Origin of the sequence: Corynebacterium sp. c24Ua_83 (assembly GCF_039907245.1) — a bacterium.
Lineage (GTDB): Bacteria > Actinomycetota > Actinomycetes > Mycobacteriales > Mycobacteriaceae > Corynebacterium.
In genome coordinates this window covers 83,987-97,315 of sequence record NZ_JASBOI010000007.1, presented here as the reverse complement: position 1 = coordinate 97,315, position 13,329 = coordinate 83,987, and the positions used below count along the sequence as shown (strand labels likewise).

Annotated in this window: 8 protein-coding genes and 1 pseudogene; 3 read left to right on the top strand and 6 right to left on the bottom strand. The window is 62.3% G+C overall.

What is annotated here, in order from left to right:
• Positions 1-301: recombinase family protein (locus QKE30_RS06610; RefSeq protein WP_019174077.1), on the bottom strand; the 301-nt coding region annotated here is incomplete at its 3' end.
• 125 nt (positions 302-426) lie between these two features.
• Here QKE30_RS06610 and QKE30_RS06605 point away from each other — a divergent pair.
• A complete protein-coding gene (locus QKE30_RS06605; protein WP_347934401.1) occupies positions 427-3,312 on the top strand; it encodes a Tn3 family transposase in 2,886 nt (961 codons plus the stop codon).
• Positions 3,264-4,242: pseudogene (locus QKE30_RS06600) on the top strand (IS481 family transposase). Before QKE30_RS06605 ends, QKE30_RS06600 begins: the two are co-directional and overlap by 49 nt.
• Here the strand turns inward: QKE30_RS06600 and QKE30_RS06595 are convergent.
• Positions 4,239-5,528 (bottom strand): adenylosuccinate synthase, encoded by a 1,290-nt coding sequence (locus QKE30_RS06595; RefSeq protein WP_035004838.1) that lies wholly within the window; start codon positions 5,526-5,528, stop codon positions 4,239-4,241. The pseudogene QKE30_RS06600 and the gene QKE30_RS06595 overlap by 4 nt on opposite strands.
• 179 nt (positions 5,529-5,707) lie before the next feature.
• Here QKE30_RS06595 and QKE30_RS06590 point away from each other — a divergent pair, with 179 nt between their 5' ends.
• Positions 5,708-6,565, top strand: a complete 858-nt coding sequence (locus QKE30_RS06590; RefSeq protein WP_347934399.1) for a hypothetical protein — start codon at positions 5,708-5,710, stop codon at positions 6,563-6,565.
• Between the two features lie 12 nt (positions 6,566-6,577).
• On the opposite strand, the gene QKE30_RS06585 is transcribed toward QKE30_RS06590, so the two are convergent.
• From QKE30_RS06585 to QKE30_RS06570, 4 genes are all read right to left on the bottom strand, one after another.
• Entirely contained in the window at positions 6,578-10,477 is a 3,900-nt protein-coding gene (locus tag QKE30_RS06585) for a Rib/alpha-like domain-containing protein (protein ID WP_347934398.1), read from the bottom strand.
• A gap of 113 nt (positions 10,478-10,590) precedes the next feature.
• Entirely contained in the window at positions 10,591-11,829 is a 1,239-nt protein-coding gene (locus tag QKE30_RS06580; RefSeq protein ID WP_239200712.1) for an FUSC family protein, read from the bottom strand.
• Between the two features lie 10 nt (positions 11,830-11,839).
• Complete coding sequence (locus QKE30_RS06575; RefSeq protein WP_347934397.1) at positions 11,840-12,784, bottom strand: endonuclease/exonuclease/phosphatase family protein; 945 nt, start codon at positions 12,782-12,784, stop codon at positions 11,840-11,842.
• Between the two features lie 17 nt (positions 12,785-12,801).
• Positions 12,802-13,329, bottom strand: coding sequence for a DUF3151 domain-containing protein (locus QKE30_RS06570; RefSeq protein WP_347934396.1), 528 nt, complete (start codon positions 13,327-13,329; stop codon positions 12,802-12,804).

The window sequence follows — 13,329 nt, the reverse complement described above, 5'->3', positions numbered from 1 at the left end:
TCTGAGCGCCCTTTCCAGTCAGAACCCGCAGGCCGATCTTGCGGTCTGACAGCTCCTTCACCGTGTTGACCAGATGGGCAAGCGATCGTCCGAGGCGATCGAGCTTCCAGACCACCAGCACATCGCCGTCACGCAATGACTTGAGGCAGGCAGTCAAGCCAGGGCGATCATCACGACCGCCGGAAGCAAGATCATCATAGATATTGTCCCGTTCGACACCTGCGGCGCGCAAGGCGTCGTGCTGCAGGTCGAGAGACTGCGAGCCATCGGCTTTGGAGACGCGGGCATATCCGATCAGCATGTATCACAAACGTTGGTTTGAGGCGGCGCTTCGGCCACGATTGCATTGACCTCTGGAAATGTATCTCAACCAGCTTCATAAACAAAGCGTCTTGAACGCTATCAGATTTTGAAAAAGGAACATGTATGCCGCGTCGCGTCACTCTAACCGATCGGCAGAAAGACGCGCTGTTGCGCTTGCCGACTTCACAGACGGATTTGCTCAAGCACTATACGCTGAGTGATGAAGACTTTGGGCATATCAGGCTGCGTCGGCGCGCTCACAACAGGTTCGGCTTCGCCCTGCAATTGTGTGTCCTGCGCTATCCCGGCCGGGTGCTGGCTCCAGGCGAACTGATCCCTGCAGAGGTCATCGAATTTATCGGAGCGCAGCTTGGCCTGGGTGCCGACGATCTCGTAGACTATGCTGCCCGCGAGGAAACACGGCACGAGCATCTTGCCGAGTTACGGGGGCTCTACGGCTTCCGCACCTTCTCCGGACGTGGTGCGAGCGAGCTGAAGGAATGGTTGTTCCGAGAAGCCGAGATGGCGGTGTCGAACGAGGATATCGCCCGTCGCTTCGTAGCCGAGTGCCGACGCACCCGCACTGTCCTTCCCGCGACATCCACGATCGAGCGGCTTTGTGCCGCGGCTCTCGTCGATGCCGAGCGACGCATCGAGACGAGGATCGCCAGTCGGCTGCCTATGTCGATCCGAGAACAGTTGCTGGCATTGCTCGAGGAGACGGCTGATGATCGGGTGACCCGTTTTGTGTGGCTGCGCCAGTTCGAGCCTGGCTCGAACTCTTCGTCGGCCAACCGGCTGCTCGACCGGCTCGAATATCTGCAACGCGTCGATCTCCCCGAGGATCTGCTTGCCGGCGTTCCTGCCCATCGGGTGACTCGTCTGCGCAGGCAGGGTGAACGGTATTATGCCGACGGCATGCGCGATCTCCCGGAGGACAGGCGGCTTGCGATCTTGGCTGTTTGCGTCTCGGAATGGCAGGCGATGTTGGCCGACGCAGTGGTCGAAACCCACGACCGGATCGTCGGCCGTCTCTACCGTGCTTCGGAGCGTATTTGCCATGCAAAGGTCGCAGACGAAGCGGGGGTGGTGCGTGACACCCTGAAATCCTTCGCCGAGATCGGGGGCGCCCTGGTCGATGCACAGGATGATGGCCAGCCGCTGGGCGATGTCATCGCGAGTGGGTCAGGGTGGGACGGCTTAAAAACCCTTGTTGCAATGGCAACCAGGCTGACCGCCACCATGGCCGACGATCCGCTCAATCATGTGCTCGACGGTTATCACCGCTTCCGCCGATACGCTCCACGCATGTTGCGCCTGCTCGATCTGCGAGCTGCGCCCGTTGCACTGCCGCTTCTGGAAGCGGTGACGGCCCTTCGTACCGGTTTGAACGATGCCGCGATGACCAGCTTCTTGCGGCCCAGCTCGAAATGGCATCGCCACCTTCGGGCCCAGAGGGCTGGCGACGCTCGCCTATGGGAGATCGCGGTGCTGTTCCATCTGCGCGATGCGTTCCGCTCCGGAGATGTCTGGCTTACTAGGTCCCGGCGCTATGGCGATCTGAAACACGCACTCGTTCCGGCACAAGCCATCGCGGAAGGCGGTCGTCTCGCTGTGCCATTGCGGCCGGAGGAATGGCTGGCAGACCGGCAAGCTCGCCTCGACATGCGGTTGCGCGAGCTTGGCCGTGCCGCTCGCGCAGGCACGATCCCGGGCGGGTCGATTGAAAACGGCGTTCTGCATATCGAGAAACTCGAAGCCGCCGCGCCGACAGGCGCCGAAGATCTGGTGCTCGATCTCTACAAGCAGATCCCGCCCACGCGCATCACCGATCTCCTGCTGGAGGTGGATGCGGCGACCGGCTTCACCGAAGCGTTCACCCATCTGCGCACAGGAGCACCCTGCGCTGACCGGATCGGGCTAATGAACGTTATCTTGGCGGAAGGGATCAACCTCGGCTTGCGCAAAATGGCGGATGCGACAAACACCCACACCTTCTGGGAATTGATCCGCATTGGACGGTGGCATGTCGAGGGCGAAGCCTATGACCGGGCGCTGGCCATGGTGGTCGAGGCACAGGCAGCGTTACCCATGGCCCGGTTCTGGGGCATGGGCACGTCGGCTTCGAGCGACGGACAGTTCTTCGTCGCTACAGAGCAAGGTGAGGCCATGAACCTGGTCAACGCGAAATATGGCAATACCCCGGGCCTGAAAGCCTATAGCCACGTCTCCGACCAATATGCGCCGTTCGCAACCCAGGTGATTCCTGCAACGGCAAGCGAAGCGTCTTACATCCTCGATGGCCTGCTGATGAACGATGCTGGACGCCATATCCGCGAGCAGTTCACCGACACGGGCGGCTTCACCGATCACGTCTTTGCCGCATGTGCCATTCTCGGCTACCGGTTCGCTCCGCGCATCCGCGACCTGCCATCCAAACGGCTCTACGCGTTCAATCCGTCGGCCGCCCCGGCGCACCTGCGAGCGTTGATCGGCGGAAAGGTCAACCAAGCCATGATCGAGCGCAATTGGCCCGACATCCTGCGCATCGCCGCCACCATTGCTGCCGGGACCGTCGCGCCAAGCCAGATTCTGCGGAAACTCGCCTCCTATCCGCGGCAGAACGAGCTCGCGACAGCCCTGCGGGAAGTCGGTCGCGTCGAGCGCACCCTGTTCATGATCGACTGGATTCTGGATGCCGAACTCCAACGGCGTGCCCAGATCGGGCTCAACAAAGGCGAAGCTCATCATGCGCTGAAGCGGGCAATCAGCTTCCACCGCCGCGGTGAAATCCGCGACCGTTCCGCCGAAGGCCAGCATTACCGCATCGCCGGCATGAATCTGCTCGCCGCCATCATCATCTTCTGGAACACCATGAAGCTCGGCGAGGTCGTTGCAAACCAGAAACGCGATGGAAAGCTGCTATCGCCCGATCTCTTGGCCCATGTTTCGCCGCTCGGATGGGAACACATCAATCTCACCGGAGAATATCGCTGGCCAAAGCCTTAGCGTAGGATTCCGCTCCCTCCCGCAAACGACCCCAAGATGTTCATGGTCTCCCCGATCACTGCCCGGAAATGGGCAGGCCGCTACCGGGAAGAGGGTGAGTTTGGGATGCAGGATCGCTCCAGCAAGCCGCACCGGATCCCAGGCAGGACGCCCGAGCATGTCAAGAAGAAGATCATCAACCTGCGCTGGCGGCTTCGACTGGGGCCAGCCCAGATCGCTGCGCGACTTGGTCTCTCGACGTCGACTGTTCACGCGGTCCTCGTCCGTTGCCGCGTGAACCGCCTCTCGCATATCGATCGTGTCACTGGCGAGCCATTGCGGCGATATGAGCATCCTCATCCGGGATCGTTGATTCATGTCGATGTCACGAAGTTCGGCAACATCCCCGACGGCGGTGGACATCGTTACGTAGGTCGGCAGCAAGGCGCACGGAACAAGCTCGCGACTCCGGGATTACCACGAGGAAAAGATCACAAGCCGCGCACCGGGACGGCGTTCGTTCACACAGTCATCGACGACCACTCCCGCGTCGCATACGCAGAAATCTGGTCGGATGAGCAGGCGAGCACAGCGGTGGGAGTTCTCGAACGCGCCGTGGCCTGGTTCGCCGAACGAGGCGTGACCGTCGAGCGAGTCCTATCCGACAACGGGTCGGCATACAGATCCCACGCATGGAGGGACTTCTGCGCTCGGCTCGGCATCCGACACAAGCGGACACGCCCCTACCGGCCGCAGACGAACGGGAAGATCGAGCGATTCCACCGCACGCTCGGGGACGGCTGGGCCTATGCCAGGTTTTACGGTTCAGAGGCCGAACGACGCCTGGCGCTGCCCGGCTGGCTCCACTTCTACAACCACCACCGACACCACTCTGCGATTGGCGGCGTACCCTTCGACCGACTCAACAACGTCCCTGGACATCACACCTAGCTCTCCGCGACGTCGTTGATGACGATCGTCTGGTCGCGGCCCGGGCCCACGCCGATGTAGGAGATCCGGCAGCCGGACAGCTCCTCGAGGCGCTTGACGTAATCCTGCGCCTTCTCAGGCAGCTCCTCGAAGGTCTTGCAATCGGTGATGTCCTCGTCCCACGCGGGCATGGTCTCGTAGATCGGAGTGGCGTGGTGGAACTCGGTCTGCGTCATCGGCATCTCGTCGTGGCGCACACCATCCACGTCGTAGGCCACGCAGATCGGGATCTCACCGATGCCGGTCAGCACGTCCAGCTTCGTCAGGAAGTAGTCGGTGAAGCCATTCACGCGGGAGGCGTAGCGGGCGATCACGGAGTCGTACCAGCCGCAGCGGCGCTTGCGCCCGGTGTTCACACCAACTTCGCCGCCGGTGGTCTGCAGGAACTCGCCCCACTTGTCGAACAGCTCCGTCGGGAACGGACCGGCACCCACGCGGGTGGTGTAGGCCTTGATGATGCCCAGCGATGCGGTAATGCGCGTCGGCCCAATGCCCGTACCGACGCACGCGCCGCCGGTGGTGGGGTTAGAGGAGGTCACGAAGGGATACGTGCCGTGGTCCACGTCTAGCATCGTGGCCTGGCCGCCCTCCATCAGCACAGACTTACCGGCGTCAAGAGCTTGGTTCAGCTCCGTCGTCGCATCGATCAGCATCGGTTTGAGGCGATCGGCGTAGGAGAGGAAGTAGTCCACAACCTCGTCCACGTCCACGGCGCGGCGATTGTAGATCTTCACGAGGATCTGGTTCTTCTGGTCCAGTGCGGATTCGATCTTCTGGCGCAGGATGGATTCGTCCAGCAGGTCCTGGGCGCGGATGCCCACGCGGGAGACCTTATCGGCGTAGGTCGGGCCGATGCCGCGGCCGGTGGTGCCGATGGCGCGCTTGCCCAGGAAGCGCTCGGCCACGCGGTCGATGGCCACGTGGTAGGGCGCCACCAGCTGCGCGTTGGCGGAAACGCGCAGGCGGGAGGCGTTTGCACCGCGAGCCTCCAGCCCGTCAATCTCCTCGAACAGTGCCTCCAGGTTCACCACGCAACCGTTGCCGATGATGGGCGTGGCGTTTTCGGAAAGTACACCTGCGGGCAGCAGCTTGAGTTCGTACTTTTCGCCGCCGACGACGACGGTGTGGCCGGCGTTGTTGCCACCGTTGGGCTTGACGACGTAGTCGACCTTCCCGCCCAGAATGTCGGTAGCTTTGCCCTTACCTTCGTCGCCCCACTGGGCGCCTACGACGATGATCGCTGCCATGGAAACTAAAACACGTCCTCTGCGTTGGTACTTCTGTACTCATGGGTGTAGCCCCGCTCCAAGCATCTGCTGCGTCTGCTTTCGCTGCTGTAACTTAAGTAGAGATCGGGCGGGGCACCTAGACGTTTCTCCATTCTAGTACCTCGCCGGTGCTTGTGGCACAGCTATGGTGGGTTTCTATGTTGTTTATGTTGCGTTGCGATGTTCCCGCCAGCGATCGGCTGCGCGATCCCGTGTTGCCGGGCGAGACCGTGGAGCGCCTCGATCTGTCCGCCGTGCCGAAGCGCAAGGAGCTGCGTTTCCTGGATGATCTGGAGCGGTTCGTGGTGGGTTCCACCCCGTCTTTGGAGGAGATGATGCAGCGCCCCGACGCTCCCCACTTGGGCGCCCCGCAGCCGGATCCACACGAGGTCAGCGAGCGTGTGCGCGTGATCGTGCAGGGTAGCGATGCTGCCCTGGCCGCCGTGGTTTCCAAGTTGATGCGCATTGATGCCCTGTGGGTCGAGGTTGGATTTATCCCCTCTGGTTCTTCGGCGGTTGCTCTTTCGTGGGGTCTGGACGCCACCTTCTCCCCCGCCGAGCACCTCACCTTCGCGCTGGCTTCCCCGGCTGTGCCGACTCCGGTGATCCGCGACGACCACGGCGTGGTGACGTTGGGAGCGGCGGAGGTCACTGGGCCGGCAGGCGAGTCCGAGGATGCGGCGGAGATGATTGGCGAGGTGATCGTCGATTCCGAGGTCCTGTATGAGCAGAACAAGGCCGGTACCAGCGATTTCAATAATGGCGTGCGATTGGTTCCCACGCCGGATGCTCCGGGGTTGGCTGCGGTGCAGCGTCCGCCCTTGCCCCGCAAGGGTTGGTTTGGGCGCATGAAGAAGCCCCGCAGTAGCGTCTCTCCGACGGTCCTGCGGGGGCGGGCCTTACAGGCCGGTGGGGTGGATCTGGCGGTCACCCGTGATGGGGTGCGCCATCCCCGCCCGCTGAAATCTGTGACGTTTTACCGCCACCTACGGGATGGGCAGTTCGTACGCAACTAAGCGCGCCCGCAGTTAACGGACGTAGCCGTGCTCGCGGGCCCAGTTGTACAGGCCGAACAGGCTGGCGCCGATGGCAATCGTCCCGAACAGGGCGGCGAGGAACGTACCGAATGGGCTGGAACCGGTGATGCTGCTGGAGCCGTTGCTGGACCCGGAGCTTCCGCTCGGTTTGTCCTGCTTTTCTACGCTCACCTTCAGCTCCACGGTGGAGGTCGACCCATCCGGGTAGGTGACTACGACCGGAATGTTGTATTCACCCGGCTTGACGTCCTTGCCCGGCTTCAGGGTCACGGTGCCGTCCGGGTTGACGGTGCCCCACTCAGGTGCACCCTCACCAGCGGTGAACTTAGCACCTTCGCCGGTATCACCCGGAACCTTGGAGGTGACGGTTTCGCCCGGCTTCACGGACACGCCTTCAAAGGAGGGGTCGTAGATCTCGTTGGCAGGCTTCACGGTGACGGTGATGTTCACGGTCGTGTCGTCACCGGAACCGTCCTCATAGGAGACCTTCACCGGAACGGTGTACTCCTTGGCCTCAATCTCCAAGCCCGGCTTGGCGGTGACGGTGCCGTCCGGGTTGACGGTGATCCACGACGGTACGCCCTCGCCAGCCTCGAAGGTCGCACCCTCAGCCACATCGGTCGGAGCCGGAGCAGTCACTTCGTCGCCCTGCTTCACAGTCACATCCGAGTAGGTCGGATCGTGGATTTCGTTAGCGGGCTTCACGGTCACGGTGACGTTCACGGTCGTGTCGTCAGCCGAGTTATCCGGGTAGGTGACCTTCACCGGAACGGTGTACTTACCGCCAGCCACTTCCAGGCCCGGCTTCACGGTTACGAAGCCGTCCTCGTTAACGGTCGCCCACTCTGGAGCGCCCTCGCCAGCAGCAAACTTCGCACCCTCAGCCACATCGGTCGGAGCCGGAGCGGTCTCCTCGTCGCCCTGCTTCACAGTCACATCCGCGTAAGTCGGATCGTGCAGCTCGTTGGTCGGCTTGACGGTCACGGTGATGTTCACCGTCGTGTCGTCGCCCGTCTTATCCTGGTAGGTCACCTTCACCGGAACCGTGTACTCCTTGGCCTCAACCTCCAGGCCCGGCTTAGCGATGACGGTGCCATCCGGGTTGACGGTCACCCAGTCCGGCACGCCCTCGCCAGCTTCGAAGGTCGCACCCTCAGCCACATCGGTCGGAGCCGGAGCAGTCACTTCGTCACCCTGCTTCACGGTCACGTCCGAGTAGGTCGGATCGTGTCGCTCGTTGTCAGGCTTCCTGGTGACGGTCACCACGGCGGTGGTGCGGTCGGAGGAGTTGTCCTTGTAAACGACAGTGACGGGGAGCTTATACTCGCCCGGTTCTACGTTCAGATCCGGGTTGACCTCGATGCTGCCATCCTTGTTCAGCGTGGCCCACTTCGGAGCACCCGCGCCCAGGGAGTATTCCGCATCAGCAGTGCTGTCCGTCGGCGCAGTGACAGTGCCGGTTTCGGTCTGTACAACCTCGATCGGCTCGTAGGCCGGATCGTGTACCTCGGCAATGTCACGCTCTGTGACGGTGACCTTCAGGATGGCGGTGTCCTTGGTGCCATCGGGGTAAGTGATGGTGACTGGAACGTCGTAATCCTGCGGCGCAACGTCACCACTCGGGTTTAGCTGCACAACACCCTTGTCGTCGATAGTTGCCCAGTTAGGTGCACCGTCTGCAAGGGCAAACTTCGTGTCAGCCGGCAGTCCCTCAATAGCCGGGGTCTTGGCAGTGCGGTTGGCCTTCACCGTGATGCTGCCAAGCTCCGGGGAGTAGATCTCGTTGTCCGGCTTCTTGGTTACGTTCACCTTCGCCGACGTCTCATCGGTGGAGTTATCCGGGTAGGTCACGACGACCGGGACGGTGTACTCCTTGACCTCGGTCTCCAGGGTGGGCTTCGCTTCAATGGTGCCGTTTTCGTTGACGGTGATCCACTCCGGAACGCCCTCACCAGCGGCGAACTTCGTACCGTCTGGCATGTCTTCCGGTGCAGCAACGGTAGCAGTGCTCTTCTGCTCGACGGAAGTATCGGTGTACTTCGGATCGTGCAGCTCGTTGGCGGGCTTCACCTTCACGTGGACATTAACCACGGTGTTATCGGCGGAGTTGTCCGGGTAGCTCACGACAACCGGGACGGTGTAATCACCTTCATGCACATCCAGCCCCGGGTTCACGGTAACGGTGCCGTCCTCTGCGACGGATGCCCAGTCCGGCGCATTGTCGCCGAGAGCGAACTTCGCTCCCTGAGCAACGTCCTTCGGAGCTGCCACGGTCTCGGTATCCAACTGCTTGACGGTCACGTCGTCGTACTGCGGATTGTGGATCTCGTTGTCCGGCTTCTTGGTGACTTCCACCTTCAGCTCAGTCTTGTCGGAGGTCCCATCCGGGTAGGTCACGGTGACCGGGACGGTGTACTCCTTGACCTCGGTCTCCAGGGTGGGCTTCGCCTCAATGGTGCCGTTTTCGTTGACGGTGATCCACTCCGGCACGCCTTCACCAGGGGCGAACTTAGTGCCATCGGCGACATCCTTCGGAGCCGCAGCGGTTTCCTCATCCCCCTGCTTTACCTTAATGTCGGTATACTTCGGGTCGTACACCTCGTTAGCAGGCTTGGGCTTAACGTGGACCGTCAGCGTTGCGTTGCCGACGGACTTGTCGGAATAGGTCACCTTGACCGGAACGGAGTACTCGCCCGGCTTCACGTCCGTGCCGGGCTTGACGGTAACCGTGCCGTCAGCGTTGACGGTCGCCCAGGTCGGCGCGCCTTCACCGGCAGCGAAGGTGGAGCCCTCTCCAGCATCGGATGGCTTAGCGGAGATTTCCTCCTTGTCCTGAACCACCGTCACATCCGTGTACTTCGGGGTGTGCAGTTCGCTCTTCGGCTTCACGGTGACCTTCACATTCACCACGGTGTTATCGGCGGAAGAATCCGGGTAGGTGACAACGACCGGGACAGTGTAGTCGCCAGGCTTCACGTCTAGGCTTGGCTTGACGGTGACGGTGCCGTCCTGACCGACAGTCGCCCACTCCGGAGCGTTGGCGCCCTTAGCGTAGGTGGTACCTTCCGGCGCCTGCGCGGTGTTCTTCGAGGTAGCAGTATCCTGCTGCTTCACTTCAATGGGGGAGTATTTAGGCTCATTGAACTCAGCATCTTTACCTACCTGGGTCGCACCCAGCGGCGTAAAACGATCAGTCAAACAAGTCACTCGCAAGCCTGGAGTTTTTCCAAAAACAGTGCCTGCAATCCCCTCCCCATGGAACATGTTGTTGTTCCTGACACCACCATGACTATCCGGTGTCTTATAAGCCTCTGGGGTCTGGATCTCAACCAACCCAGCCTTCTTCGCTTTGAACTTCAGCTTTAGAGGCGCGAAAGCAATCGTTACCGTGTCTCCCGACTTACTCGGCTGCATCATCTTTTCAACGGTTAGAACACCATTCTTTAGCGTGGCGGGCGGGTTGGATTCGACCAGATCAACATCGCCCTTCACTGCGAAACGCACTTTATTGGCCGCGCTACCTTCTTCGAAACTGGGGCTACCGCCCAACTGTCGCAACAGTGAATGCGAGGCGGAAAGCGAATCCATGCTTACGCTAGCTTCAAAAACCTCACCGACTTCTACTTGCCCAGGCATCGTCACGTGAAAATTTCCCGTGAAATCCCGATTCTCCATGAAACCACGTCCAACAAACGGGATCTTATTCTTGGGACCACCCGCAGCGAACAGGGTACATTTCAGCGGCAGGTTCGTATCCTGCGTCTTGTTAGCCGTGGCGGCCTGCGCAGCTACCGGGGAGAACGGGGAGTTAGGGACAGCCGTGGCGGTCAGTACCAGGCTGGCGGCAGCCGCAACAGCAGTCATGGTGCAGCGGGAGCGGAGAAACATCATAAGAGATACCTCAAAGTAGAGCGAGACGACGTTAAGTCGTTGCGGGGAACAATCCCCCAACTTCTTTAAGAATCTACTATCGGCTCTCTTAGAGTTCCACTCGTAGCCCCCGCCTATTCCTCCAGGTCGTCCCACACCTCTGGCGGCTGCCATGGCCTATCCACCGTCGGCCGCAGAAACGCCATAGCCGACTCACGCGAATAGCCGCAGACCTGCAGGGCGTCAACAATAATCGAGCGGCACTGCGCCAACACCACCGTGCCCGACAAGCCCGTACCATCCGCGATGGCCAGGTCCGCCTCCGCGGCGAGTTTTTGCAGGGCGCGGACGATCTCCGGGATCTCCACCGCCTCATCACGGGTACCGCGCGTACCACCCTCGGCGAACAATGCGCCCAGCTGTCCCAGCTCATTAGAGATCCCGCGCATCAACTCGGTCATTTCCTCCGGCGGCTCGATCTCATCCAGCATCATGATCTCCGCCCGCCGCGCCAGCACGCGCGTATTGCGCATCACGTTATCCACAGGCACCAGGATGCGGTTCATCGACTTCGCATGCCGCCGGGCCGTCCAATAAATCGGCGAGACAGCCACGACCTCCGACCCGCCGCCCACGTTCGTCAGCAGGGCATTCACGTAGGTCTGAGTGCCGCGGGCGATCTCCAGGGCCTTGGTGATTTTCGCCGCGTCGCGCTCCTCCATCCCCTGCGCCACATCGTCCAGCACCAGCGAAGCCTTCGAGATCAGCGTGGAGACCTCCCGCCTAGCCGGGCGCAGCGGGGAGTTCGGCACCAGCGCCAGCACCAAAATGCCGATCACACCACCGATCAGCGCGTCGATCATACGGTCCCACGAACCAGAAGACCCCGGCGGCAGGATCGTCGCCACCAGCACCGCGGAACTGGCGGCCTGGAAAGCCACCGATACCGACTTATCCACGAACGTCGCCACCAGGATGGCGAACAGCACCACTACGGAGACCTGCCAATAACCGCTACCGATGTTGCTGATCACCAGGTCGCCGATGCCCACGCCCACAGAAGCGCCCAGCACCAGCTCGAAGCCACGCCGCAAGCGCTTTCCGGCGCTCACACCCAGGCTCAGCACCGCCGCGATGGGCGCAAAGAAGGCCTGCTTGTGATCGAAAATCTGTTCCGCGATGAGCAGCGCCAGCCCCGCACCGATGGCGCACTGGATGGCAAAGACGACCCCCTCCCGCACACGGATCGCACCCTGCACCGGCGCGATGCGGCGCAGGTTTCGGGCTGCGGCGCGCACTCCGGGACGCAGGCGGTTGGCCGGCTCGCCCCACATTTCTTTAGCGGTCCGGGGCCGCGGTTGTGGTTCTGCCATGCCCGCCAGTTTAGGTGGTTACGTCCGCCCACACCGCCAGATGGTCAGTCCCTAGAATCCGCTTCGTGCCACCACCCAGGCACTCGCCAGTGGTCATGATGTGGTCCAGCCGAATCACCGGGAACACCGCCGGCCACGTTGGAGTATGCGCCAGGTGCCCTGTGCAGTCGCTGAGCTCGAAGTCGCGGTAGCGCGGGTGGCTGCGTGTTGCGTTGAAGTCCCCGGCCAGCACCAGGTGGCGCCGGGAATTCGCCCATTCGCTGAGGTTCGCCAGGTCACGCTCCCACGCCGGGCGGTCGTCCTTCGCCGGCGCCACCGCATGCACACCCACGAACTCACGGTTGCCGCCCAGCGGCGCATTCACACGCGGGGTCTGGAAGCGAGTGAGCCCACGGACCATGTTGCCGTGTGCCCCTGTTTTTTCTTTATATGACGCCGACACGAGCGCCACTACATTATCCGCCCGATCGTTGCCTGGTCGTGGCTGGGTCATAGGAAGATAGCCGGTCTTGTCCGCCACGCTGGCGACTTCCTCCGCGTTCGTCTCCAGGAGGAAGACCACATCCGGTTTGAGCTCGTCGATCGCGCGGGCGATCCGCTTATCGTCGGCCTTGCCCCAGTAAGTGTTCAGGGAGAATACGCGGGTGGGGTTGGTGGCGTCCGAAAAATTGGGCGCCGGTACGCGCGGGACGATCAAGACCGCCAGCAGGGCCAGTACCGCGCATAGCGCCGCGCGGCGTACCGAGCGGAGGATGCCGATACCCGCCGCGGCGAGCACACCGGCGACCCACGCACTGGCCTGCATTTCGGCCACGAAAGGCCAGCCGGCCGTGGGGTTTGCCGGCCAGAGGATGCTGGACATCCAGAAGATCGCCACGACCAACGTGGCGATAAAAAGGTTCCGGTTCACCCCGCGGCTGGGGGCCGGCAGAGAGAAAGAACGGCGTTTGTTCATTTCCGTTCAGGCACGGGTTAGCTCTCGGCGGACGGGGTGGCGCCGGGTTCGGTGATTGGCTTGGACTCGGCCTTCTTGCCGGAGCCGTCCAGCCCCAGGGCTGGGGCTGCCGCCGGGTCGCAGTCGTGCAGCAGGTTCAGGCAGCGCACGACCTCGTCGTCCTCGCCGAGGGCGCGGGCGGTCTGCACCAGCGCACCGATGGCGCGCAGCACACCCTGGTTCGGCTCGTGGCTCCACGGGACCGGGCCGGTTCCGCGCCAACCGTTTCCACGCAGAGCGTCCAGGCCACGGTGGTAGCCGGTGCGGGCGCAGGCGTAGGCCTGCACGGGCTGGCCTTCGGCCAACAGCACCTCGGCCAGGGCAGCCCATGCGCCGGAATCCTTCAGGTTCTCCGAGACCGCGGCCTCCAGCGACTCGCGCGACTGCGCCGCACCGGCATCGGCAGCACCCTCCGCCGGAATGGAGCTTGCCAGCTCCTGCGGCAGGCGCACCTCCGGGTGCTCCGCGCCGAAGAGGTCTCGACTGTGACGAATCTGTTCTGCCAT